This is a genomic window from Orlajensenia leifsoniae (assembly GCF_004570845.1).
GTDB lineage: Bacteria > Actinomycetota > Actinomycetes > Actinomycetales > Microbacteriaceae > Orlajensenia > Orlajensenia leifsoniae.
Genome location: NZ_SPQZ01000001.1, coordinates 545,559 through 571,313 on the forward strand (window position 1 = coordinate 545,559; position 25,755 = coordinate 571,313).

The 25,755-nt window shown below is 66.0% G+C and carries 18 protein-coding genes; 5 read left to right on the top strand and 13 right to left on the bottom strand.

Translation table 11 applies throughout. The annotated features are described in order from the left end of the window. Nucleotides 1-2: 2 nt before the first annotated feature. From E4M00_RS02715 to E4M00_RS02760, 10 genes are all read right to left on the bottom strand, one after another. Nucleotides 3-680, bottom strand: a complete 678-nt coding sequence (locus E4M00_RS02715) for a hypothetical protein (protein ID WP_135118960.1) — start codon at nucleotides 678-680, stop codon at nucleotides 3-5. After that, nucleotides 677-1,723 carry a type IV pilus assembly protein PilM gene (pilM, locus tag E4M00_RS02720; protein WP_135118961.1) on the bottom strand — a complete coding sequence of 349 codons (1,047 nt, stop codon included), beginning with the start codon at nucleotides 1,721-1,723 and terminating at the stop codon, nucleotides 677-679. Before pilM ends, E4M00_RS02715 begins: the two co-directional genes overlap by 4 nt. A gap of 8 nt (nucleotides 1,724-1,731) precedes the next feature. Continuing rightward, nucleotides 1,732-2,595 (bottom strand): prepilin peptidase, encoded by an 864-nt coding sequence (locus E4M00_RS02725; RefSeq protein ID WP_135118962.1) that lies wholly within the window; start codon nucleotides 2,593-2,595, stop codon nucleotides 1,732-1,734. Then, nucleotides 2,592-4,196 (bottom strand): RICIN domain-containing protein, encoded by a 1,605-nt coding sequence (locus E4M00_RS02730; protein ID WP_135118963.1) that lies wholly within the window; start codon nucleotides 4,194-4,196, stop codon nucleotides 2,592-2,594. The genes E4M00_RS02725 and E4M00_RS02730 overlap by 4 nt, the downstream gene beginning before the upstream one ends. Before the next feature lie 11 nt (nucleotides 4,197-4,207). Beyond that, nucleotides 4,208-4,861: a type II secretion system protein gene (locus tag E4M00_RS17770; protein ID WP_275668149.1), complete on the bottom strand. Its 654-nt coding sequence runs from the start codon at nucleotides 4,859-4,861 to the stop codon at nucleotides 4,208-4,210. Continuing rightward, a complete protein-coding gene (locus tag E4M00_RS02740; protein ID WP_135118964.1) occupies nucleotides 4,861-5,508 on the bottom strand; it encodes a type IV pilus modification PilV family protein in 648 nt (215 codons plus the stop codon). Before E4M00_RS02740 ends, E4M00_RS17770 begins: the two co-directional genes overlap by 1 nt. Nucleotides 5,509-5,626: 118 nt before the next feature. After that, nucleotides 5,627-6,073, bottom strand: coding sequence for a type II secretion system protein (locus E4M00_RS18150; RefSeq protein ID WP_135119206.1), 447 nt, complete (start codon nucleotides 6,071-6,073; stop codon nucleotides 5,627-5,629). Between the two features lie 230 nt (nucleotides 6,074-6,303). After that, a complete protein-coding gene (locus E4M00_RS02750) occupies nucleotides 6,304-7,557 on the bottom strand; it encodes a type II secretion system F family protein (RefSeq protein WP_240036795.1) in 1,254 nt (417 codons plus the stop codon). Beyond that, nucleotides 7,557-9,617 (bottom strand): type IV pilus twitching motility protein PilT, encoded by a 2,061-nt coding sequence (locus E4M00_RS18155; protein WP_275668143.1) that lies wholly within the window; start codon nucleotides 9,615-9,617, stop codon nucleotides 7,557-7,559. The genes E4M00_RS02750 and E4M00_RS18155 overlap by 1 nt, the downstream gene beginning before the upstream one ends. Before the next feature lie 20 nt (nucleotides 9,618-9,637). Continuing rightward, nucleotides 9,638-11,308: a GspE/PulE family protein gene (locus E4M00_RS02760; RefSeq protein WP_135118965.1), complete on the bottom strand. Its 1,671-nt coding sequence runs from the start codon at nucleotides 11,306-11,308 to the stop codon at nucleotides 9,638-9,640. Nucleotides 11,309-11,591: 283 nt separating this feature from the next. On the opposite strand from E4M00_RS02760, the gene E4M00_RS02765 reads away from it, so the two are divergent. Genes E4M00_RS02765 through E4M00_RS02775 form a run of 3 tightly spaced genes read left to right on the top strand, consistent with a single transcriptional unit; the run spans nucleotide 11,592 to nucleotide 14,353 of the window. Continuing rightward, a complete protein-coding gene (locus E4M00_RS02765) occupies nucleotides 11,592-12,581 on the top strand; it encodes an acetylxylan esterase (protein ID WP_135118966.1) in 990 nt (329 codons plus the stop codon). 45 nt (nucleotides 12,582-12,626) lie between these two features. Next, on the top strand, nucleotides 12,627-13,571 hold the full coding sequence (locus E4M00_RS02770) for an N-acetylglucosamine kinase (RefSeq protein WP_135118967.1): 945 nt from the start codon (nucleotides 12,627-12,629) through the stop codon (nucleotides 13,569-13,571). A 44-nt stretch (nucleotides 13,572-13,615) separates the two neighbouring features. After that, a complete protein-coding gene (locus E4M00_RS02775) occupies nucleotides 13,616-14,353 on the top strand; it encodes an alpha/beta hydrolase (RefSeq protein WP_135118968.1) in 738 nt (245 codons plus the stop codon). Between the two features lie 185 nt (nucleotides 14,354-14,538). Here E4M00_RS02775 and E4M00_RS02780 read toward each other — a convergent pair whose 3' ends face one another. Both E4M00_RS02780 and rpoB read right to left on the bottom strand, forming a co-directional pair. Next, a complete protein-coding gene (locus E4M00_RS02780) occupies nucleotides 14,539-18,456 on the bottom strand; it encodes a DNA-directed RNA polymerase subunit beta' (protein ID WP_056165669.1) in 3,918 nt (1,305 codons plus the stop codon). A 46-nt stretch (nucleotides 18,457-18,502) separates the two neighbouring features. Beyond that, nucleotides 18,503-21,994: a DNA-directed RNA polymerase subunit beta gene (gene rpoB, locus E4M00_RS02785; protein WP_056165667.1), complete on the bottom strand. Its 3,492-nt coding sequence runs from the start codon at nucleotides 21,992-21,994 to the stop codon at nucleotides 18,503-18,505. 286 nt (nucleotides 21,995-22,280) lie between these two features. Between rpoB and E4M00_RS02790 the strand changes: the two genes are divergently transcribed. Then, nucleotides 22,281-23,006, top strand: a complete 726-nt coding sequence (locus E4M00_RS02790) for a spermidine synthase (protein WP_135118969.1) — start codon at nucleotides 22,281-22,283, stop codon at nucleotides 23,004-23,006. Nucleotides 23,007-23,098: 92 nt separating this feature from the next. Further along, complete coding sequence (locus E4M00_RS02795; protein ID WP_135118970.1) at nucleotides 23,099-23,983, top strand: spermidine synthase; 885 nt, start codon at nucleotides 23,099-23,101, stop codon at nucleotides 23,981-23,983. Between the two features lie 28 nt (nucleotides 23,984-24,011). Here the strand turns inward: E4M00_RS02795 and E4M00_RS02800 are convergent, their stop codons facing one another. After that, nucleotides 24,012-25,706 (bottom strand): NAD(P)/FAD-dependent oxidoreductase, encoded by a 1,695-nt coding sequence (locus tag E4M00_RS02800; RefSeq protein ID WP_135118971.1) that lies wholly within the window; start codon nucleotides 25,704-25,706, stop codon nucleotides 24,012-24,014. Nucleotides 25,707-25,755: the final 49 nt, after the last annotated feature.

Below are 25,755 nucleotides of genomic sequence, written 5' to 3' on the forward strand. Positions count from 1 at the left end.
CTCTAACCCTCCTTCGGGGTGAAGCGGTTGGTGAGGGCGGGCGTATCGAGGTGCAGAACGATCTGCGTCTTGTAGCCACTCGTCTCGTCAGCCCGGGACACCGACACGGCCTGCGCATCCGCGTAGCCGACGACCCGGGTCATGCCGTCGAGCATGTCGGCTGACGGCACGTATCCGGGATTGTCCACGGTGAAACTGATTGTGGCGATGCGCGGATTCTGCATGGGTATCGGTGCCTGCGCGTACTGTGCCATCGGCGTCCCCTGCTCGATGGCCACGGTCGAGATCGCCGAGTTCGCCGGCAGGTTCGCCACGATGCTGGCAAGCTGTGCCTGCCAATCGATCTCGGAAGCTCCCACGACGTGCTGCGCTTCCTGTCCGGTGCTGATCAACTGCTTCACCGCGAAGACATCCGCGAACTCTGCCTCGTCTTTGGTGAGCTCGATCGTGCGTTCCTGGGCGACCGCATAACTCAGCTGGGCGGTGAGGTTGCGCGCGAAGGCCGCCGCGATCGCTAGTGCGACGACGGCGAAAATTACGATCACGCCGATGATGAGCCACCGCCTCAGAGTTCTGCTCTTGCGCCCGGCACGCACCTCCAGGGGCAGGAGATCGACCGTCGGCATGCCGCCGATTGTCAGACCGCCCTTGCCACCGGTGCCGACCGTCACCGCACTCATGCAGCACTTCCCATGGCGAGTCCAGCGGCAACCGCGGCCGACCCGGCCGCCGCGGTGCCGGCGCGCCCCTTGCGCGCGACGGTGAAGCTGCCAAAAGGATCGCCCTCGACCACCGGAAGGCGGAGTGTCTCCGACAGCGCATTGGCGAATCCGGGAAGGCCGCCGCCACCACCCGACAAGATCACCTGATGCACAGGTTGGTTCGGCCTCGTATTGCTGAAGTACATGATCGTGTTTCGGATGCTGGTCAACAACTCGTTCGTGACCTCGTAGATGACGGTGACAGCCTGCTCGTCGTCAGGCTGGTATCCACCTGGCGCCAGTCCCACGCGTCGTTTCATCGACTCCGCGGTGACCGCATCGATCTCCAGCTGAGCCTTGAGCGTCTGCGTGAGGTCGTCGCTGCCGGTCGGGATGATGCGCACGAACTGCGGGATGCCGTTCGTGGAGATCACGACAGTCGTGGTGTGAGCGCCGAGGTCGAGCACTGCTGAGGTGCCAGCTCCTGACTCGCCGCGCAGGTGCAGACGACTGAGGGCGAATGGGATCAGCTCGACACCCACGGGGTTGAGACCTCCCAGTTGCGCCGCCTTGACGTTCGTCATCACGGCGTCCTTGACGGCCGCGATCAGCAGGCCGTTCACCTGGGGAATACCGCCCTCGCCGATACTCTCCGAGTGCGGATAGAAGTCGAGCAGTGCCTCGGAGACAGGCACCGGGATCATGTCCTGCACCTGGAATGGCAGCGACTCGCGGATGCCGCGCTGCGAGGCGCGCGGAACGCTCAGGTCGCGGGCGAGTACACGGTGATTGCCGACGCCGAGTACGACGTTCTTGCTTGAGAAGCCGCCAGCCGACCACAACCGCTTGATGGCATGGGCCACGGTGTTCGGCTCGACCACCTCGCCCTTGCTGATGACGCCCGGCGGCAGCTCGAGCTCGTGATACCGCACGAGGGTCGGCTTCGCACGCCCGACATCGGACAGCTCGACTGCACGCAGTCCTGCCGTACCGATGTCGAGGCCGATCACGTTCTTGGCCATGGTTCCTCCTAGATGAGTCCGACGAGGGACAGGTAGCCGGTGGCGATCGCGTCACCGAAGAAGATGCCGACCCAGGCTCCGAGGAGCATCCAGGGGCCGAAGGGGATGCCGGACTTGCGCCCGGCCTTGCGCGTCGCGAGAAGTGCGATCGAGAAGATCCCGCCGAGCAGGAAGGCGGCGAAACCGCCGACGATGAGGGCGGGCCAGCCCATCCATCCGAGTGCCAGCCCGAGTACGCCGGCGAGCTTGACGTCGCCGAAACCCATCCCTGCTGGATAGATCAACAAGAGGACGAAGTAGAACAGGAACAGGGCGGCGCAGCCTATTGCGACCCTCAGCAGAGCATCCCATTCTCCCGTGATCACCGCGGCGACCACGAGCAGCGCCGCCACGACGAGGTAGCTAGGCAGGACGATGCGATTCGGCAGCAGGTGTGTGTCGATGTCGATCAGCCCGAGGGCGATGCTGATGGCCGCGAGGTAGAGGGACGCGGGAACCACCACCCAGGAGTACAACCCGAACGCTGCGCCCACGGCCACGGCCACGAATGCCAGTGCCGTCCCCGCCTCGACAAGAGGGTAGCGCGGCGAGATGGGCTCGCTGCAGTGCCGGCAGCGCCCTCGAAGGATGAGCCAGGAGACGACCGGAATGTTGTCCCGAGCCGAGATGGGTGTTCCGCATCGGGGACATGCGCTGGGCGGATGCACGATGCTCTCGCCCCGAGGAACCCGCCAGATGACGACGTTGAGGAAGGAGCCGATGACGAGGCCGAGAACGCCCGCGATGACGATGAAGGGCACGGTGAGCACATCGAGCCCGGATGCTGGGGGAACGAGTTCCTGGCTGCGCTGGAGAGCGGAGATGAGGATCATCCGCCGAGCTCCCGGTAGCTGCCGAAACTCGAGCTTGTCGAGTTGGGCGGAGCGTTCCACTTCTGCAGGGTGCTGCCGTTGCAGGTCGCCACGACGACCTTGGAGTAGGCCGAGTCATGAAGGTCCGCGGGGTTGATCGCCAGGCACCGGCCGTAGGTGTCGAGGAAGAGATAGCTCGTGGCGTAGTCGCCTGTCGATCCGACTCTGGTCCAGTCCTGCCTGACCTCGGAACTACTGCACCCCGTGAAGATCACGTACTTGCTCGACGCGGTGTCGAGCGGCGTCTGTAGGCATTTCTTCGTGCCGGAACCGTCGTACACGTAAAAGTCCTGATCGGGCGCTGAGGAGGCGCCCGCGGCAGGCTCGTTGTAGAACCACTTGTGGTTCCAGTACAAGAAGCCGGTTCCCGGCGGGGTTCCCGTGCCGGACGGGTCCTGCTTGCAGGGGTAGGTGATCATGTACGTCGAGGTGATGCTGCCCGCCGTCACATCGAGGCAGCGGCCGAACTCCTTGTAGTTCGTGACCTCCTTGGTGGCGTAGCTCGCGTTTCCGGGGCCGACTGCAGCCTGAGGAGTGAAGGAGCCCCACGCGACCTTGTCGGCGCAGAGAGTGCCGACTGACAGGTAGAGCAGCGGCACGGGCGGGGTACCGGTGACTCCCCCGGTCGGCGTTGTGGTGTTCTGTCCGGACGACAGGCAGAGGGTGTTGTACCCGGTCGAGATTGTGGTGTTCTGCCCGCGCCAGCGGTCCCCACCCTCGTACGACCACAACTGCGTCGAGCGTGTGGTGTCTGAACTGGACTTGCACGCCTGCAGCTTGACCTTCTCGGTGGCCGTCGAACCCGTGGTCGTGGGTCCGGTGATGCAGAGCGGGGTTGCCGTCAGCGTGCTGCTGGCCAATCGCAGGGTGTAGTTGGTGTCGTAGACCCAGTACTGCGTGGTGGGGTTGTTGCAGTTTGCGGCTGTCTGGTAGCGGACCAGCGATCCCGCAGTCAGCCCTTCCGCCTGCAGGCAGACCGTTGTGCCGAAGGCATAGATGTATCCACCCGGGATATTGACGTTCGTTAGCGGGAATTCGTATACGGCGGCGAGTGAACGGTTGCCGAAGGTGGCGGACTGTCCTGCCACAGCAGCGTCTTGGCCGACCGAGACGATGAGAGCGTACTTGGGCTGGATCGCAGTGCCGGCACCCACGGTGCACAGGATCTGGTTAGTGGTGCTGTTGCGCCAGGCATCGGTCTGAGCGCCCGGATCAGTCGCGTAGTAGCGAATGGTCGCGGCATAGCGAGCGCCTGTCGCCACGCCATCGACCGTGCCCGACACCGCGCACGGCAGCTTGGCCTTATTGCCGTAGATCTTGCCCGAGGCGTCGGGCAAGGCGGGAATCGAGCGCAGCACACCGAGCGTGCTCTGCATTCCGGACTCAGCCGCATAGACGGTGCGGGTGCCCTTGAAGGCGAGCTTCTCGGGAACTGCCTGGGCGAGCAGGACCGAGGCCAGCACGAGCGAGAGCGAGGCCAGCAGGAGCATGAAGATGAGCGCGGAGATGAGTGCCGAACCTCGTTCGGGGTCAGCCTGCACTCGCCACCGTAGATGTGACATCACTGTGCCTCTCATGGCCGGTATCCCGTCGGGTTGCAGACCGGAGTGGTGCTTTGACCGGTGCTCACGTTCGCGATGTTGCTCGGCGAACTGATGCTGCTGTTGCGTGCCACATACGTGCTGGTCATGTGCACCTCAGCCAGGCCGACCGCACCTGCGGTCAGGTCGAGGGCCAACGCCTGCCGCGGGGAGCCGCCGACCGTCGCGGTTGCTGGCACCAATTGGAAGGGGTAGCTCGTACCGGATTTCGGAATGACGCCGGAGAGCTTGACCGTCCAGCCCGGCAGGGTTGCCACACTCGTCTTCCACGTGCGGGTGGCAAGGGTGCCCCCAACCGGGTCAAAGCGCCACTGCACGCAGCGTGTGACGTTGTCGGAGCTGCTCGCTGCGGGCAAGCGGAACTCGATGTAGCGCTTGCCGCTCGCACCGTTGCCGGCGAAGTTGATCGAGTCGCTCCAGCGAACCTGACGGTCGATGTTCTGGAAGACGTTCAGCACCCCCGATGATGAGTCCGACGTGACTCGTGCCTGGGTCGTACCTCGTGCCAGACTCACGACCGAGGTGATGAAGATCACCGCGAAAACCGAGAAGATGCCGATCGAGATGATCATCTCGATGAGCGTGAATCCACGTTCCCGAGAACCAGGGATGAATCTTCCGCGCATCACGGGCTCACCCAGGTCAAGTCGAGGTTGTTGTCGAGCAGTGCGCTCACGGTGTAGTTGCAGCCCGACGTGCACTGATTGCCCGCAGTCCAGCGAACGATGACGATGATGCGGATCGACTTGGTGGTGTTGGCCGGCGTGGTTGCAGGGGCGGTGACCGCATAGCCGGCAACCTTGGAGCAATCCCCTCCGAGAGCGGGCTGATAGCAGTCGCCGACCAGGGTGGTGACGGCGAAGTCGGTGCCGCTGCGGGAGACGGTCCGGGTCACCGGAAAAACCGGTACCGAAGTCAATGTGGCTGCGGCATCCGACTGCGGGTAGGTCTGGGCGACGCCCGGGATTGTCGGATTCGCCGACCATGCAGCATTGACGGATGCCGACGTGCGGCCAGCGACCACCGGGGCCATACCCGACGTCGGCGTGAGAGACAGCGACGCCCCGCGTATCTGCTCCATGGCTTCGTTGGCCACGGTCACGGCGAGCTGGCGACGCTCTTGGGCGCTCGAGATCTGCATGCCGTTCATGTAGAAATACAACCCACTGGTGGCGAGGATAGAGATCACGAAGATGGCCGTGATGACCTCGATGAGCGTGAAGCCATCGTCTTCGCCAAGGCGAAGGCGACGGCGGAGAGCGCCGATGAGCATGATCCCCTCCTCTCCCGGTGAGTGGGGCGACGCAGCACTGCAAGAAGCCGGGTCGTTGGCCGGCGGGGTGTGGAATGCGGGGCGCCGAAGGTACCAGCGCCCCGCATCAGACCTGAGATTAGGGCCAGACCTGCTTACCCGTGGCGCTGTCGTACTTCAGCGTGTGTGCCGCGTCGGCGCCGAGATCAGAGTTCGTACCCTCGATGACGTAGCTAGTTCCAGTGGCCGTCACGGTGATGACGTTGTTGTCGCTCGCGGTGAAGTTGATTGCAGTCGTGCCGGCAGGAACCGTCGTCTGAACGAACTTGCCACCCTTCGGGGTAGCACCGGTCGCGCTCGCGGGAGATCCGTTGTTGGTCGTCGCATACGTCTCAACGGCAAGTACAGCGTTCTTGACATCGGACTCGACCGATGAACGCCAAGCACCCTCACGCTGGCTGAGGAAGACCGGGATGGCGATCGCGGCGAGGATGCCGATGATGATGACGACGACGAGAAGCTCGATGAGCGTGAAGCCCTTCTGCTTCTGCTCGCCGTCCTGGAGGGCCAGGCGGCGGTCGCCCATGGCCTTCAGCATGCTGTTCATATGTGTTCCATTCTGTGTCCGTAGGGTGACATTTCGACCGCGTGTGCCTCGGCCAGTTCTGATGTTAGATGCCGGCGAATCGCAGTTAGAATCCCCCGGTCGGGGGCAATTCGCGACAAAAGCGACCCCAGTGAAGGGGGTTCCGCGCACGCGTTCGATTGCATGGCGACAGACCATGCCCGCCCAGGCCTGCGACATTTGAAGGGGGGCTACTTTATCTCGTCGAAAATCGAGAAGATCGGCATGTAGAGAGCCACGATCATGCCACCGATGAGGGCACCCATGAAGGTGATCATCAGGGGCTCGATGAGGGCCGTGAGCTGCTCGGTGGTGGCTTCTACTTCGTCGTCGTAGAAGTCGGAGATCTTGGCCAGCATCGGCTCCAGCGATCCGGAGTCCTCACCGACGGCGACCATCTGCACCACCATCGACGGGAAGACGTCCTCCTCCGCCAGGGGCTCGGCGATGGAGCGCCCGATCTTGACCGAATCCGCCACCTTGTGCAGGGCCTCCTCGATGACGTAGTTGCCCGAGGTCTCGCCGACGATGCTGAGCGCCTGCAGGATGGGCACGCCGGCACCCAGCATGGTGGAGAAGTTGCGGGTGAATCGGGCGATCGCCACCTTCTTGAGCAGCGGGCCGAAGACGGGGATCTTGAGCTTCAGCGGGTCGACGAACTGGCGCACACGTTCGGTGTTCTTGTTGCGTCCCCACCAGATGGCGAAAACGATGGCCGTAACGGCGATGACCGGGCCAGCCCACACCATGTTGTGGGAGAGCACAACGAGCACCTGCGTCGGGACAGGCAACTCGCTTCCCATACTCTTGAACATCGCCTCGAAGATCGGCACGATGAACACGAGCATCGCGATGACGGCGACGATAGCAATGATCACGACGACGACGGGATAGGTCATAGCGGACTTGATGGTCGCCCGCAGCTTGACCTCCTTCTCGTAGTTCGTCGCAACGGACTCGAGCGAGTTCTCGAGGAAGCCGCCGGTCTCACCCGCACGGATGAGGTGGATCATGAGCGGCGGGAAGATGCGGGAATGCTTCGCGAACGACGCTGAGAGCGATCCGCCGCTCTCGATATCGGTGCGCACCTCCGCCAATGCCTTCGCCAGTGTCTTGTTCTCGGTCTGCTCGCTCAGGATGGTCAGCGTCTTCAGCAGGGAGAGACCAGCGGAGATCATGGTGGCCATCTGCCGACTCATCACCGAGAGGTCCTTCATGGAGACGCCCTTGGACAGGCCGGGAATCTTGATCTCGGTCTGAAGCCCCGATCCTCCCTTCGACTCCTCCACAGAGATCGGCGAGAGGCCCATCGAGCGCATACGCGCGATGGCGCCGCTCGAGCTTCCGGCATCCACCTGACCCTTGACGACCTTGCCCTCGGGGTTGCGCCCCTTGTAGTCGAAGGTCTTGGTGCCGTTGGTCGCGGCCGTCGAGGTCATGCTCATCAGTGACGACCTCTCGCGGAGTAGGCGTCTCCGAAGTCGACGCCGGACTGCGACATCGAGCTCGAGCGGGTCTCGACCCGGTTCACCAGGCTGAGCATGCCCTCCGGGTCGTGCGCCTTGTCGAGCGCGGCCTGCTGAGTGACGAGGCCGCGGTTCACCAGCTCGGCCAAGTGCTGGTCGAGCGTGTGCATGCCGAACGAGGCCCCGGCCTGCATGGCCGTGGGCACCTGGTGCGTCTGCCCCTCGCGGATGAGGTTCGACACGGCGGGCGTGGTGATGAGCACCTCGGTCGCCACCACGCGACCCTTGCCGGTTGCACGCTTCACGAGTGTCTGACAGACGACACCCTGCAGGGTAGCGGCGAGCTGCGCTCGCACCTGGTTCTGCTGGTGCGGCGGGTAGACGTCGATGATGCGGTCGATGGTCTGCGACGCGCTCTGCGTGTGGAGGGTCGCGAACACGAGGTGACCGGTCTCGGCCGCGGTGAGGGCAACCGAGATGGTCTCGAGATCGCGGAGCTCGCCCACCAGGATGACGTCGGGGTCTTGGCGCAGCACGTGCTTGAGTGCCGCGGCGAAGCTGTGCGTGTCGTGGCCCACCTCGCGCTGGTTGATCAGCGATTTCTTGTGGTTGTGCATGAACTCGATGGGGTCCTCGACCGTGACGATGTGGTCGGCGCGCGTCGAGTTGACCAGGTCGATGAGCGCTGCAAGCGTCGTCGACTTTCCGGAACCAGTTGGGCCTGTGACGAGCACGAGGCCGCGGGGAAGCGTTGCGAATCGCCCGACCGACTCAGGTACCCCGAGATCGCCGAGCTGCTTGATCTCGGTAGGGATGAGTCTGAACGCCGCTCCGATCGACGCTCGCTGCTGGTAGATGTTCACGCGGAAGCGGGCATTCGCAGAGATCGAGTAGGCGAAGTCCAACTCGAGTTCGCGCTCGAACTTCTGCTTCTGCGCGGGCGAGAGCAATGTGTTGAGCGCTGCCCGCACCTTGTCGCTCGACCACGCCTCGCCGGGTAGCTGGACGAGCCCGCCGTGGATGCGGATGGTGGGGGCCGAGTTCGCGGTGACGTGGAGGTCGGAAGCGCCTTGGAGCACGACCTCCGTAAGAGCGGCGACGAGTTCGGGATCCGCTGTGTCGCGCGCGGCGTTCCCGCTGGGGCCGTCGGATTCGGGGGCTGCCGCGCGCGAGACAACGCTTCGTCGAGGCAACGGGGCGGCCTCGTCTGGCACTGAAGTCGCGGTGTGCTGGATCGGGATCAAAGTCGTGGCTGGAGCCGTTTCGGCGAGCTCCGGTACCAGGCTCGGCGTCGGGGCGGGCAGCGGAAAAGCCGGGGGGTTCTCGTCGGCGGCCCAGTTCGGCGCCCCGACGTCGATACCGTCGGAGGAGCTCTGCGGTGCGTTCATGTCGCGTTCCTCTCGTGACCTCGCGGTCGTGTCGGGACTCTCTGTGATCGGCTGGTGCAGGTCGGGCTCGGCGTCGAGTGCGTCGCCTGTTCGGGCTTCTGTCGCGGCAGGGGTGTGGAGGTCTGTTTCGGGACTCCACGAGTCCTGCCCGAAATCGGAGACGTAGGCGGGGATCGGCGTCGCGTCAGCCTTCAGGCTGGCCCTCCAGCTCGCCTCGAGCGCCTCGGCCATCGCTTCTGGCGTCATGGCGTCGACGGGAGTGGATTCCGCCGGCGCCACCTCGGGCGTCGTGACGCTGAAGACGGGCACGGGGAGTTCTGGCTCCGACTGCACCGGAGTCCAGGGATCAGGGTCGACCGAGAGGCCGAGTGCGGAGAATGCCGATTCCGAATCTCGCCCCGGCGAGACGTCAGTATCAGGCTCTGCCGCACGCGCGGCCAGAGCGGAGGATGCGAGGTCCTTCGTCTCGGACGGCTGCGCGGGAGGGGGCGTTGCGGCCGCGAGGGATGTTTCGGGGATGCTGGGCGCTGGGCGGGGAGCGGGCAGACCGCTTCCGTTCGGCAAGGTGCCGTTCGTGAGCAACGCGGTCCAATCCTCGAACGAGATTCCGGCCGGGGTGACCGGCAGGTCGTCGTTGTGGGGGTTGCTCATTCTTTCTCCTCTTGTGAACATCAGACGACGACTCGCATGATCTCTTCGACACTCGTGAGACCGGCCTGGACCTTGAGCCAGCCGTCATCGCGGAGCGATGTCATTCCATTGGCGCGCGCGGCTGCGGCGATGTCGGAGCTGGATGCATGGGCGACGGCGAGGCGCTCGATCTCCTCGTTGACCGCCATGATCTCGTGCAGCGCGAGACGCCCGCGATATCCGGTGTTCGAGCAGCTCGAGCACCCGGTGGGGGCGAAGGTCGGGACAGCCTCCCCGGCCGGGTCGACGGGGAAGCGCAGCGCTGCGAGTTGCTTGGCCTCCGTATAGATCGGATGCTTGCACCGCTCGCACAGCCGACGGGCCAGCCGCTGGGCAACGACGCTGTCGAGGGCCGACCCGACGAGGAATGGTTCGATTCCCATCTCGATCAGTCGGGTGACGGCGCTCGGCGCATCATTCGTGTGGAGGGTCGAGAGCACCAGGTGTCCAGTGAGCGACGCCTCGATGGCGATCTGCGCAGTCTCATGGTCGCGGATCTCACCGAGCAGCACGACGTCGGGGTCGGATCGCAGGATGCTGCGGAGCGCGCTGGCGAAGGTGAGACCCGCCTTCGGGTTCACCTGAACCTGGTTGATGCCGGCCATGCGGTACTCGACCGGGTCCTCGACCGTGATGACGTTGACCTCGGTTCTGGCCACCTGGTTGAGGGTGGAGTACAGGGTCGTGGACTTGCCGGAACCCGTCGGCCCCGTCACGAGGATCATGCCATAGGGCTTGGAGTACGAGGCCTTGTAGATGGCGCCGTTCGCCTCGCTCAGGCCGAGGTCCCGGAGGTCGAGGCTGGTGTTGGTGTTGTCGAGGATTCGCATGACGACCTTCTCGCCCCACACCGTGGGCAGCGTCGCCACGCGCAGATCGATCTTGCGGCCGGCGGAATTGACCGACATGCGGCCATCCTGCGGCTTGCGGCGCTCCGCGATGTCGATGTCGCTCATGATTTTGAGCCGCGAGATCACGCCGTTCTGGATGCTCTTCGGGGCACTCTGCATCTCGTGCAGCACGCCGTCGATGCGGTACCGCACGCGCACGTTCTTCTCGGCGGGCTCGATGTGGATGTCGGATGCGTGGTCTTCGATCGCCTGGCTGACCAACAGGTTGACGAAGCGAACGATTGGTGCGTCGTCATCCTGAGCATCGCCGACACTGAAGGCCTCGGCGACCTGTGCGACATTCTCTTCCTCGAGCGTGGTCGTCAGATCGGAGAGTTCACCATCCGCTCGGTGATAGCGCGTAATGGCGTTCATGAGATCGCCGCGCTCTGCCACGACGGCGATGACCTGCAGGCCGGATGCCTCTCGAATGTCGTCGATGGCGAAGACATCGCCGGGGTTCGTCATCGCCACGACGATTCTCCCCGGGGCCAGTGCGATGGGCATGGCCTCGTACCGACGGCAGGTCGCGGAGCTCACCATCGCCACCGCTGCCCGATCGACCGGGTAGTCCGCGAGTTCAATGAACGGAACTCCCGCTTGCGCAGCCCTCGCCTTGGCGAGTTGGAGATCGCTGATCACACCGCGCACGACGAGGCCCCGAACGGCGGACTCATCCGTTTCGTCCATCGCCATGATCTCGTCGAGATGCTCGATGGGAAGGTGCCCGTGCAGAATGAGGATCTCAGCGAGCGCAGCCACATCGACCTCCCATGGGGACACCAAAGCTGCGGCTATGGCCCGAGCGGCCGCAGTTTGTGTAGGGGCAAGAAGGGGAGCTCGGGTGAATTGTTCAGGTAACAGGGCAAGCTAACGGGGTTCCCACGAGTCACACCAGTCCCGCAATCGGGGCACGCTGCGTGTCCACCGTTGCGCCCACCCGGCACGTACCCCGTCGACCCCGCGAATCCGCGCACAACGGATGCCCACCCCGACGCCGATACGCTCGTCAGGTCTCACCTCCACCGACGCGAACGGATGACGCATGACCCGGTTCGACCTCACCCTGCCCGAGCTCGAGCTCTACCGGCCCGAGGTGGCCGAGCCCGAGGACTTCGACGCCTTCTGGGAGCGCACCCTCGACGAGGCGCGGGCGTTTCCGGCCGAACCGGTGGTCGAGCGGGTGTCCTCGCCGCTGACGCAGGTCGAGGTGCACGACGTGACCTTCACCGGATTCGCCGGCCAACCCGTCCGGGCGTGGCTGCTGCTGCCGAGCGGCAGCACGTCGCCCCTGCCCGCCGTCATCGAGTACCTCGGGTACGGCGGCGGGCGCGGCCTGCCGCACGAGAAGCTCGAGTGGGCGGCATCCGGCTACGCGCATCTCATCATGGACACCCGCGGCCAGGGCAGCGGCTGGGGAACCGGCGGAGACACCCCCGACCCTGCCGGAACCGGTCCGTCCTCCCCCGGTTTCATGACCCGAGGCATCCAGAGCCCCGACGACTACTACTACCGTCGCGTCTACACCGACGCCGTACGGCTCGTCGATGCCGCACGCACGCTGCCGCAGATCGACCCCGCTCGAATCATCGTCACCGGCGTCAGCCAGGGCGGCGGCATCGCCGTCGCCGTCGCCGGACTGGTCGACGGCCTCCTCGGCGTGCTGCCCGACGTGCCGTTCCTGCAGCACTTCGAACGCGCGGTGGGACTGACGGATGCCTTCCCGTACCAGGAGATCGTGACCTACCTCTCGGTGCACCGCGACGTGGTCGAGCAGACCTACCGCACGCTGTCGTACTTCGACGGGGTCAACTTCGCCCGGCGGGCGTCGGCGCCGGCACTGTTCTCGACCGCCCTGCACGATCAGACCTGCCCGCCGTCGACGGTCTACGCCACCCGCAATCATTGGGCGACGGATGCCGCCATCGAGGTGTACCCGTTCAACGAGCACGAGGGCGGCCAGGGCCACCAGTGGGTGAGGCAGGCGGCGTGGCTGGCCGATCGGCTCTCCACGATCGGGGCGACGTCAGCCTGAGGGTCGGAGGGCAGCGGCCCGGTGCCTGCCGACTACGATCGACGGGTGACTTCTCCCGCGCCAGCCTCGCATTCCGCTCTCGCCATCGACGCCGGTCAGACCGGCATCAAGGTGCGCCTGGACGGAGCTGACCGCACGCAGCAGGACTTCGAGTTCACCGGCATCCGCACCGACCGTCCGCTCATCCCCCAGCTCGCCGGCATCGTGGTCGCCGTGGCCGAGGAGACCGGCAGCGATGTCGATGTCGTGAGCTTCGGCGTCTCGGGACTCACTCCCGACCAGACCCGACCCGAAGAGCTGCTCTCGGCGCTGAAGCCGTTCCGCGTGCGCGAGGTGCGCCTGACGCACGACTCCATCGGCGCCTACCTCGGGGCCCTCGGAGCGTCGCGCGGTGCCGTCGTGGCATCCGGAACCGGCGTCGTCACGCTCGGAGTGGGAGCGACGACCGTGGCACGCGTCGACGGGTGGGGGTACCTCATCGGCGACGCCGGCAGCGGCTACTCCATCGGCCGGGCCGCCCTCGACGCCGTGATGCGCGCCTACGACGGTCGCGGCGCGGAGACCGCCCTCACCGCGGTGGTGCAGCGCGAGTTCCCCGAGCTCGAAGAGGCCTACATCGACCTGCAGTCCGACGACGGCCGGGTGCGACGAATCGCCGCCTACGCCGCCGTGGTCGGCGAGCTGGCGGCGTCGGATGCCGTGGCGGCAGGCATCATGACGTCCGCCGGTCGCGACCTGGCGCTCTCGGCCCTCACGGCGCTCCGCCGCGTCGGCGAAGACGCCAACCCCACCGCGAGCGTGCGCGGCATCGGCGGAGTGTTCCGCTCCCCCGAGCTGGCCGACGCCTTCGGGGCATCCGTTCGCGAGGTTCTGCCGGATGCCGACATCCGGACCGGCTCCGCGCATCCGCTCGACGGCGTCGCGCTCCTGCCGTCGGTCTCCCTCGACGGCCCGTTCGGCCCGCACATCGCGGTGGCGGGCGATCGCTGAGCAGCTTCTCGCGCCGAGCGATCCCGCGCTCGTAGAGTGGGCCCATGGCCCTGATGCAGTGCAGCTTCTTCTCGGACGTGCTCGGCGTGACGACCCACGCGAACGTGATCCTCCCGCAGGAGGCGACCTTGGCAGGCGGGCGGTTGCCCGTGCTCTACCTGTTGCATGGGCGGTCCGACGACGAGACTGCCTGGCTGCGCTGGAGCGCCATCGAGCGCCACGCCACCGAGCACGGCATCGCCGTCGTGATGCCGAATGCGGGGCGCAGCTTCTACACCGACCAGGTCGTGGGTTACGACTACTTCAGCTTCATCTCGGAAGAACTGCCCCGCGTGATGCAGGGCTTCTTCCCCCTCTCGAGCGAGCCGGCGGACACCTTCGTGGCCGGGCTCTCGATGGGCGGCTACGGTGCGCTCAAATGGGCGCTGAACAAGCCGGACTCCATAGCAGCGGCGGCGAGCCTGTCGGGCGCCCTCGACATCGTCGTCCGGGAGCGGGAAGGCGAATGGCTGGCGAACCACGGCAGCCTCGAACAGGCGCAGGCCAAGGGTGACGACCTGTTCGCTCTGGTGGCATCGCTCGACCCGGCATCCCTGCCATCGCTCTTCGCGTGGTGCGGGACCGAGGACCACCTCATCGAGGAGAACCGCCGGTTCCGCGATGCCGCGGATGGCGCCGGCCTGCCGCTCACCTACAGCGAGGGCCCCGGCGGGCACGATTGGGCGCGCTGGGACGAGCAGATCCAGCGCGTGCTGGAGTGGCTGCCACGGCGGGAGCGCTGACTTCGCGAACTGTCCACGTCCCCGGCAACGGGTGTAGTCGGTACGCGCCCGTTCCTCGCGATCGCTATCGTTATTTCAGGCGCGCGACGGCAAAACTACCGCGCGGACGATCGACCGAGCGGTGATAAACGAGGAAGGGCCCCGCATCCGAGTGGATGCGGGGCCCTTCCTGGTGTGACTCGTGCCTAGCTGTAGTTGCCAGGCGTGAAGTCGTCGGACGAGAAGCTGTCGAAGTCGACGAAGCTCAGGTCACCCTCGGTGAACGACGCGTCATCCGCGAAGATCCGGTTCGGGTAACGCTCGGCCTTGGCCTCTTCCGTCGCCTCGACCGTGACGTTGCGGTACTTCGCAAGTCCGGTTCCGGCGGGGATCAGCTTTCCGATGATCACGTTCTCCTTGAGGCCGACCAGCGGGTCGCGCTTGCCTTCCATGGCGGCCTGCGTGAGAACACGCGTGGTCTCCTGGAACGAAGCGGCCGAGAGCCACGACTCGGTCGCGAGCGAAGCCTTGGTGATACCCATGACCTCCTGACGAGCCGAAGCCGTCTTCTTGCCCTCGGCCAGAGCCGCGCGGTTGATCTCGTTGTACTTCGAACGGTCGACCAGCTCACCGGGGAGCAGGTCGGTGTCACCGTGATCGACGACAGTCACCTTGCGGAGCATCTGACGAACGATGACCTCGATGTGCTTGTCGTGGATCGGGACACCCTGCGAACGGTAGACGTCCTGCACACCGTTGACGAGCTGCTTCTGCACCTCACGGACACCCTTGACGCGAAGAACTTCCTTCGGGTCGAGCGTTCCGACGATGAGCTGCTGTCCGAGCTCGACGTGCTGGCCGTCCTCCACAAGAAGCGTGGAACGCTTCAGCACGGGGTACGCGATGGCCTCGTCGCCGTTGTCGGGCGTGAGGATCACCTTGCGGGCACGGTCGGTGTCCTCGATCGTGATGCGACCGGCGGCCTCGACGATGGGCGACGCACCCTTGGGGGTACGAGCCTCGAAGAGCTCCTGCACGCGGGGAAGACCCTGCGTGATGTCGGCTGCGGATGCGGATCCACCGGTGTGGAAGGTACGCATCGTGAGCTGCGTTCCGGGCTCACCGATCGACTGGGCCGCGATGATGCCTGCGGCCTCACCGATGTCGACGAGCTTGCCGGTCGCGAGCGAACGGCCGTAGCACTTCGCGCAGACACCGACGGCGGACTCGCAGGTGAGCACGGAGCGCACCTTGATCGACTCGACCCCAGCGGCGACGAGCTCGTTGATGAGCACGTCTCCGACGTCGGAGCCGGCAGCCGCGACGACCTCACCGGCGGCGTTGACCGCGTCGGCTGCGAGGTTGCGCGAGTAGACCGAGTTCTCGACGTTGTCGTCGCGAGTCGGCTTGCCGTCGACGAGAACGACGTTGCCGTCGGCGTCGTGGGTGACGATCGCGAGATCGAGGCCCTTGCCCGTGCCGCAGTCCTCTTCGCGGATGATGACATCCTGCGAGACGTCGACGAGTCGACGCGTGAGGTATCCCGAGTCGGCCGTACGGAGGGCCGTGTCGGCCAGACCCTTGCGGGCACCGTGCGTCGCGATGAAGTACTCGGCGACCGAGAGTCCTTCGCGATAGCTCGAGATGATCGGGCGAGGGATGATCTCACCCTTCGGGTTGTTCACGAGGCCTCGCATACCGGCGATGTTGCGCACCTGCAGCCAGTTACCACGAGCACCGGACGTGACCATGCGGTTGATGGTGTTGTCCTCGGGGAAGTTGGCGCGCATGGCGACAGCGACCTCGTCGGTGGCCTTGGTCCAGATCTGGATGAGCTCCTGGCGACGCTCGAGGTCGGTGATGAGACCCTTCTCGAACTGCGCCGTGACCTTGGCGGCCTGCTTCTCGTAACCGGCGACGATCTGCGGCTTGTTCGGCGGGGTCAGGATGTCGCTGAGTGCGACGGTGACACCGGAACGAGTCGCCCAGCGGAAGCCGGCGTCCTTGATGTTGTCGAGAGCTGCAGCAACCTGCACCTTGGGGTACCGCTCGGCGAGGTCGTTGACGATCGCCGAGATGGCGCCCTTGTCGACGACGTCCTCGAAGTACGGGTAGTCGGCGGGCAGGGTCTCGTTGAACAGCGCGCGTCCGAGCGAGGTGTTCACCAGAACGGTGCCCTCGGCCTTGCCGTCGACCAGCTCGACGCCCTCGGGCTGCGTGCCCTCGGCGAAGAACTTGTCGGTCAGACGGATGCGCACCTTGGCGTTCAGGTCGAGCGAGTGCTGGTCGAAGGCGAGGATCGCCTCGGAGACCGAGCTGAACGCACGGCCCTCACCAGTCACGCCCTCCTTAATGGTCGTCAGGTGGTGCAGACCGATGATCATGTCCTGCGTGGGCAGGGTCACCGGGCGGCCGTCCGACGGCTTCAGGATGTTGTTCGACGCGAGCATGAGGATGCGGGCCTCGGCCTGGGCCTCGACCGACAGCGGCAGGTGGACAGCCATCTGGTCGCCGTCGAAGTCCGCGTTGAACGCGGCGCAGACGAGCGGGTGCAGCTGGATGGCCTTGCCCTCGACGAGCTGGGGCTCGAATGCCTGGATGCCGAGACGGTGCAGCGTGGGTGCACGGTTCAGCAGAACCGGACGCTCACGGATGATCTCCTCGAGCACGTCCCAGACCTGCGGGCGCGAACGCTCGACCATGCGCTTGGCCGCCTTGATGTTCTGAGCGTGGCTCAGGTCGATCAGGCGCTTGATGACGAACGGCTTGAAGAGCTCCAGAGCCATCTGCTTGGGCAGACCGCACTGGTGCAGCTTCAGCTGCGGACCGACGATGATGACCGAACGACCCGAGTAGTCGACGCGCTTTCCGAGCAGGTTCTGGCGGAAGCGACCCTGCTTTCCCTTGAGCATGTCGCTCAGGGACTTGAGGGCGCGGTTGCCGGTACCGGTGACGGGGCGACCACGGCGGCCGTTGTCGAACAGTGCGTCGACGGCCTCCTGCAGCATCCGCTTCTCGTTGTTCACGATGATCTCGGGAGCACCGAGGTCGAGCAGGCGACGCAGACGGTTGTTGCGGTTGATCACACGACGGTAGAGGTCGTTGAGGTCGGAGGTCGCGAAGCGGCCACCGTCGAGCTGCACCATCGGGCGCAGCTCCGGCGGGATGACCGGAACCACGTCGAGCACCATCGCTGCCGGCGAGTTGCCGGTGGCGAGGAAGGAGCTGACGACGCGCAGACGCTTGATGGCGCGGATCTTCTTCTGACCCTTGCCCTCGGTGATCTGCAGGTGCAGGCTCTCGGCCTCGGCCGCGAGGTCGAAGGCGAGGAGGCGCTTCTTGATGGCCTCGGCGCCCATGTAGGCCTCGAAGTACATGCCGAAGCGGTCCTGCAGCTCGTGGAAGACGCTGTCCTCGGGCTTGAGGTCGCCGACCTTGAGCGTGCGGAAGTCCTCCCAGACACGCTCGAGGTGGGCGATCTGCTCGTCAGCCGCCTTGCGGGTCTGAGCCATCTCCTTCTCGGCGCCGTCCTTCGTGCGCTTCTTGGCGTCGGACTTGGCGCCCTCGGCCTCGAGGGCCGCGAGGTCCTCTTCGAGCTTGGCGAGGCGGCCCGCGATGCGGGAGTCGCGCTGGTCGCCGAGGGTCTTGATCTCGAGACGGAGCTCGTTCTCCAGACCGGGCATGTCCTGGTGGCGTCCGTCGACATCCACGTCGATCACCATGTAGGCGGCGAAGTAGATGACCTTCTCGAGGTCCTTGGGTGCCATGTCGAGCAGGTAGCCCAAGCGCGAGGGGACGCCCTTGAAGTACCAGATGTGGGTCACGGGAGCTGCGAGCTCGATGTGTCCCATGCGCTCACGACGGACGGAGGACTTGGTGACCTCCACGCCGCAGCGCTCGCACACGATGCCCTTGAACCGGACACGCTTGTACTTGCCGCACGAGCACTCCCAGTCACGGCTCGGTCCGAAGATCTGCTCTCCGAACAGGCCGTCCTTCTCGGGCTTGAGGGTGCGGTAGTTGATGGTTTCAGGCTTCTTGACCTCACCGTACGACCAACGACGGATGTCGTCAGCAGTGGCCAGACCAATACGAAGCTCGTCAAAAGTGGCTGCGTCGAGCAATTTCTCTCCTTGGAAAGTTTCCGAAGTCTTCAATTGGTGAGGTGGCTTAGATCTCGTCGACAGACGACGACTCGAAGCGCGTGGAGATGTTGATGCCCAGCTCCTCTGCGGCACGGAAGACCTCGTCGTCCGTGTCGCGCAGGCTGAACACGCTGCCGTCGGCCGAGAGGACCTCGACGTTCAAGCAGAGAGACTGCATCTCCTTGATGAGCACCTTGAAGGACTCGGGGATTCCGGGTTCCTGGATGTTCTCGCCCTTGACGATGGCCTCGTAGACCTTCACGCGGCCGAGGATGTCATCGGACTTGATGGTGAGGAGCTCCTGCAGGGCGTACGCGGCTCCATAAGCCTCGAGCGCCCAGACCTCCATCTCACCGAAGCGCTGTCCACCGAACTGCGCCTTACCACCGAGCGGCTGCTGGGTGATCATCGAGTACGGACCCGTGGAACGTGCGTGGATCTTGTCATCGACGAGGTGGTGCAGCTTCAGGATGTACATGTAGCCGACCGAGACGGGCTGCGGGAACGGCTCGCCGGAGCGGCCGTCGAACAGGCGCGTCTTACCGGTGCGGTCGATCAGGCGATCGCCGTCACGGGTGACCGTGGTCGAGTCGAGCAGACCCTCGATCTCCTCCTCCGACGCACCGTCGAACACCGGGGTGGCGACCTTGGTGCCTGCCGGAGCCGAGTGGGCGTCCTTGGGGAGCTTCTTGGCCCATGCCGGGTTGCCCTCGACCTTCCAGCCCTGCTTCGCGACCCAACCGAGGTGGGTCTCGAGCACCTGGCCGAAGTTCATTCGACCGGGGATGCCGAGCGGGTTCAGGATGATGTCGACCGGAGTTCCGTCGGCGAGGAACGGCATGTCCTCGACCGGCAGGATCTTCGAGATGACGCCCTTGTTGCCGTGACGACCGGCGAGCTTGTCACCCTCGGTGATCTTGCGCTTCTGGGCGATGTAGACGACAACGCGCTGGTTGACGCCCGAGCCGAGCTCGTCGTCGCCGTCCTGCGAGTCGAACACCTTGACACCGATGATGGTGCCCTGCTCACCGTGGGGAACCTTGAGCGACGTGTCGCGCACCTCGCGGCTCTTCTCGTTGAAGATCGCGCGGAGCAGGCGCTCCTCGGCGCTGAGCTCGGTCTCGCCCTTGGGCGTGACCTTGCCGACGAGGATGTCGCCGGGGCGGACCTCGGCACCGATGCGGATGATGCCGCGCTCGTCGAGGTCGGCGAGCAGGTCGGGGCTGACGTTGGGGAGGTCACGGGTGATCTCCTCCTTGCCGAGCTTCGTGTCGCGCGCGTCGACGTCGTACTCCTCGATGTGGATCGAGGAGAGGACGTCGTCCTTCACCAGGTTCTGGCTCAGGATGATCGCGTCCTCGAAGTTGTGACCCTCCCACGGCATGAATGCCACGAGGAGGTTCTTTCCGAGGGCGAGCTCGCCGTTGTCGGTCGCAGGTCCGTCGGCGATGACCTCGCCGGCCTCGATGCGGTCGCCGGCGTTGACGACGACGCGGTGGTTGTACGACGTGCCCTGGTTGGAGCGGTCGAACTTGCGCAGGTAGTGGGTCTGGGTTCCACCCTCGTCGAGCTGGATGGTGACGAAGTCCGCAGAGACCTCGGCGACCACACCGGCCTTGTCGGAGGTGAGCACGTCACCGGCGTCGATGGCTGCGTAGCCCTCCATACCGGTTCCGACGAGCGGGCTGTCGCTGCGGAGCAGGGGGACGGCCTGACGCTGCATGTTCGCACCCATGAGGGCGCGGTTGGCGTCGTCGTGCTCGAGGAACGGGATGAGCGAGGTCGCGACCGACACCATCTGGCGCGGGGAGACGTCCATGTAGCCGATCTCGTCGGCGGGGATCAGGTCGACCTCGCCACCCTTCTTACGGGCGAGGACGCGGTCCTCGGAGAAGTGGCCGTCTGCCTTCAGCGGAGCGTTGGCCTGGGCGACGATGAAGTCGTCCTCCTCCATCGCCGTGAGGTAGTCGATGTCCTCGGTGACCCGGCCGGCGACGACGCGACGGTACGGGGTCTCGATGAAACCGAACGAGTTGATGCGCGCGAATGATGCGAGCGATCCGATCAGGCCGATGTTCGGGCCTTCCGGGGTCTCGATCGGGCACATGCGGCCGTAGTGCGACGGGTGGACGTCGCGGACCTCGACACCGGCGCGGTCGCGCGAGAGGCCACCGGGGCCGAGCGCCGAGAGACGACGCTTGTGGGTCAGACCCGCGAGCGGGTTGTTCTGGTCCATGAACTGCGACAGCTGCGAGGTTCCGAAGAACTCCTTGATCGCGGCGACGACGGGGCGCACGTTGATCAGGGTCTGCGGCGTGATGGCCTCGATGTCCTGCGTGGTCATGCGCTCGCGGACGACGCGCTCCATGCGGGACAGACCGGTGCGCACCTGGTTCTGGATGAGCTCACCCACGGCGCGGATGCGACGGTTGCCGAAGTTGTCGATGTCATCGGTGTCGAGACGCAGGTCGACGGCCTTGCCGGCACGGTGGCCTGCGAAGGTGGTCTGGCCGTCGTGCAGGGCCACGATGTACTTGATCGTCGCGATGATGTCCTGGACGGTCAGCACCGAGTCGGTCAGCGGGGCCTCGAGGCCGAGCTTGTTGTTGATCTTGTACCGACCGACCTTCGCCAGGTCGTAGCGCTTCGGGTTGAAGTAGAAGTTGTCGAGGAGCGCACGCGCGGCCTCGGCGGCAACCTGCTCGCCCGGACGGAGCTTGCGGTAGATGTCCTTGAGGGCTTCTTCCTTCGTGAGGATGTTGTCCTTCTCGAGGGTGAGCTCGATGGACTGGAAGCCGGCGAACTCGGCCAGGATCTCCTCGCTCGACAGGCCGAGGGCCTTGAGGAACACGGTGACGCTCTGCTTGCGCTTGCGGTCGATGCGAACGCCGACCTGGTCGCGCTTGTCGATCTCGAACTCGAGCCAGGCACCGCGGCTCGGGATGACGCGAGCCGAGTAGATGTCCTTGTCGGAGGTCTTCTCGGGGGTGCGCTCGAAGTAGACGCCCGGCGAGCGGACGAGCTGCGACACGACGACACGCTCGGTGCCGTTGATGACGAACGTGCCCTTGGGGGTCATGAGCGGGAAGTCGCCCATGAAGACCGTCTGGGTCTTGATCTCACCGGTGAGGTGGTTCATGAACTCGGCGTTCACGTAGAGAGGGGCGGAGTAGGTCTTGCCCTTCTCCTTGCACTCGTCGATCGTGTACTTCTCGGGCTCGAGCTCGGGGTTCGAGAAGCTGAGCTGCATGGTCTCGCCGAGGTCCTCGATCGGAGAGATCTCCTCGAAGATCTCCTCCAGACCGGTCTTCTCGGGAAGATCCTTGCGGCCGGCTGCCTGAGCCTCCGCGACGCGTGACTTCCACGCGTCGTTGCCGACCAGCCAGTCGAAGCTCTCCGTCTGCAAAGCGAGCAGATCGGGAACAGTCAGCGTGTCCGTGATCTTGGCGAACGACAAACGCGAAGCGTTACGACCGTTCTTGGGTGAGTTGGTGGTTGCGTTGCGCGCAGCAGCCAAGGAAATAACCTCCGTGGACCCCGTCAGGTCTCGTTACGATCGGTAATGATGGAGTACTCGTAGACCCTCTGATGCGTGGGGACCGGTATATGTACCCGATCACGCAGAGCCGACCGCAATATGAAGGCAGAGTGATGTCTAGGAGCGCAAAGAAAAAGCATAACCGTTGGATCACGATATGTCCAGCGGTTTCTTGACCTCTTTTGCTTCTTCCGGTATAACCGCGAGGTCTGCTGTCTATTCCCGCCGTCGCTCCCCCGTGATTCCGCCCGAGTAGGGTCGGAGGATGGACCAACGGATGCGGCTCGACGAGGATCCGTTCGTCCCCGGCAGCTTCATCCTGAGCGTCGACGGCATCCGTCAGTCGCATGTCGACCCCGCCGATCCGACGCGGCTGTTCTTCGAGTACACCCGGCGCATCGGCCATGTCATCGACCTGGTCGCCGACCCCGGCCAGCCGATCCGGGCGCTTCACCTCGGCGGCGGTGCACTCACCCTGGCCCGCTACGTCGCCGCCACCCGGCCCGACTCGGAGCAGGTCGTCGTGGAGATCGACCGGGAGCAGACCGACTTCGTTCTCGAGCGGATGCCGCTGGCCGACGCATCCGGGATCACGATCGTGTTCTCCGACGCCAGGCAGGCACTGGCGCGACTCGAGGAGGATGGCGAGATCGCCTTCGACGTGATCGTCGTCGACATCTACCTGGCGCTGGAGTCGCCGGAGTACGTCGGGCTGCGCGGATTCTTCGACGAGGTCGCCCCGCTGCTGGCGCTCGGCGGCGCGATCGTCGTGAACGTGGCCGATGGTCGCTCGCAGATCCAGACGCGCGCGCAACGCCTCGAGCTCGGTCGCGTCGTGGAGGCCACGCTGGCCACGGCACCGCCGAGGGTGCTCGCCGGCGAGGAGCTCGGCAACATCGTGCTCGTGGGGGCCGATGCCGACCGCATCGCCGAGTGGGCTCCGGAGCTGCAGCAGCGCGGGCCGCATCCGGCCGCTGTCGACCTCGGGTAGAGATCTGCTCGCAGAGGTCCGGACGGAGTCCACGACCGAAGCGCGTCGGCCGCGGCCTCCGGCAGGGCCTCGGCGAGCGGTAGTTTTGAGGGATGCGCGCCACTCGGGATGACAGTTCGGCCCCGACTCGCACCCTCTCGGCCAGCGGCTTCACCGCTCGCCTCGACGAGGACCGCCACGAACCCGGCGTCTGGACCCTCGTCGTCGACGGCACTCCCCAGTCGAGCGTCGACATCGAGCACCCGGAGGTGCTGCACTTCGAGTACGTGCGCCGCATCGGTCACGCCATAGACCTCGTCGCCCCCGAAGGGCAACCGATCACGGCCGTGCACCTGGGCGGCGGCGCGCTCACCCTCCCCCGCTACGTGGCCGCGACACGGCCGGGCTCGCGTCAGCAGGCCGTGGAGCTCGAGAGCGACCTCGTCGACTTCGTGCGGGAGAACCTGCCGCTGCCGCGGAACGCCCAGCTGCGCATCCGGCACGGCGACGCCCGCGAGGTGCTCGCCAAGCTGCCGAGCGGGCTGCACGGGTCGGTCGACCTGGTGGTGGTCGACATCTTCTCGGGCGCCCGCACCCCCGCCCACGTGACCAGCCGCGAGTTCTACGGTCTCATCGCTCCCCTGCTGTCGGCATCCGGAATCGTCGCCGTGAACGTGGCCGACGGCGCCGGCCTCGCCTTCGCCCGCGGGCAGGCCTCGACGCTGCAGAGCGTGTTCCCGCATGTGGCCATCGCCACGGACACGCAGATGCTCAAGGCCAAGCGGTTCGGGAACGTCGTGATGTTCGCCTCGGAGGCCGAGCTGCCGTTCGATCGGATGCCGCGCCTGCTGGCCGCCGATCCGGCCCACGCCAAGCTGGTGAGCGGGCGGGAGCTCGAGAACTTCATCGCGGGGGCTCCGATCGTGACGGATGCCACAGCCATCCCCTCGCCTCCGCCGGCACGTTCGATCTTCCTGACGAAGCCGGGCGGGCGCTGACGCCAGCCATCACCGGGCGCGGGTGCGCTCAGCGCCCCGATGCGCGCTCGGCGAGCACGGCGTGCACCGCCGAGACGACCACGGAGCCCTCGCCGACAGCCGAGGCCACGCGTTTCACGGAGCCGCGGCGCGCGTCGCCGACGGCGAACAGCCCCGGCACCGAGGATTCGCCCTGCCGTGGAGGTCGCTCGAGCGGCCACGCCCTCCGGCCGCCCTCGGTCAGCACCTCGTCGCCGGTAATGACGAAACCCCACCGGTCGCGGAGCACGGCATCGGGAAGCCAGGCCGTGTGCGGGCTCGCGCCGATCGTGATGAACAGGGCATCGCTGCGCACCTTCTCGTCACGCCCCGTCGCGACGTCGCGCAGCAGGATGTGGTCGAGCCTGTCGGCACGGTCGGCGGAGCTGCCGCCTCCGACGACCCGCGCCTGCGTGCGGATGCGCACGCCGGCTTCCTCCAACTGCTGCACGAGGTACGCCGACATGCTGTCGGCGAGCTCGCGCCCCCGAATGATCAGGGTCACCGACTCCGCGTAGCGACCGAGGTGCAACGCGGCCTGTCCGGCGGAGTTGCCGCCGCCCACCACGTGCACGATGCGACCGGTCTGCGCCCGAGCCTCCACGGCCGCCGCACCGTAGAAGACGGCCGTCCCGACGTACGGCGACAGCGATCCCACGTCGAGTCGTCGGTACGTCACCCCCGTCGCGAGCACGACGGATCGCGCGAGCACGGTCTCATCGGGAGCGACGGCGACCCGGAACCCGTCGTCGGTGATCTCGAGGCCCACCGCCTCGCGGGTCAAGGCGAAGCGGGCGCCGAAGACCCAGGCCTGCTGGTACGAACGCTGGGCGAGGTCCGCTCCCGAGACGCCGCGCTCGAAGCCGAGGTAGTTGCGGATGAGCGAGCTCGACCCGGCCTGCCCGCCCACGGGGCCTCGCTCGACGACGAGCGTGCTGAGGCCCTCGGATGCCGCATAGACGGCGGCGGCGAGGCCACCCGGTCCTGCACCGATGACGGCGACGTCGACCTGCTCGGCCGGCACGTCGGTGCTGAAGGCGAACGCCCGGGCGAGCTCGGTGTCGGTCGGGTCGACCACGGCGCGTCCGTCGACCAGCCGCACGACGACGGATGCCGGGCTCGTCGATGAGGCATCCGGCTCCTCCACCGTGTGGGTGATGCCGAACCGGGCGAGCTGGGCGACGACCTGGTGCGTGCGCGGCTGTGCCGACGCCCCGATCACCGTGACCGACGCCGCGGTGGAGGCCACCACCTCGGCTCGTTGCCATTCGAGCAGGAACTCGGTGATGCGCCGGTGGAACGCCTCCTCCGGCGAGCGCAGGGGGCGCACGACGTAGTAGTGGATCTCGAGCGCCGACATCAGGCGGTAGACGGCGTCGGCGACGGCGGGCTCGTCCCAGCTGCCCCACTCGATGAGCAGGCACCGCCGCACCTCGGGGAACAGCGCCCGGGCCAGGGCGAACAGGCTGGGCTCGCCCGGCGCGGGCGGCGACACCGCATCGCTGAGAAGCAGCGCCACTGTCCGGCCCGCCGCTGCGATGTCGCGGAGAGCGTTGGCAGCGGCATCCGTCGTCTCCGCCGTCACGACCCTGTAGTCACCCGCGTACCGGCGCTCGATCTCGCGCACGACGTCGGCGCGTGCTGCAGCATCGGTGATGCCGAGCAGGATCACGGGCTCGGGTGTCGCGTTCCGTTGCGTATCCATGACGCCTCCTGAGGCGTGGCCGATCAGGATGTTCCGCTGTCACACAGGA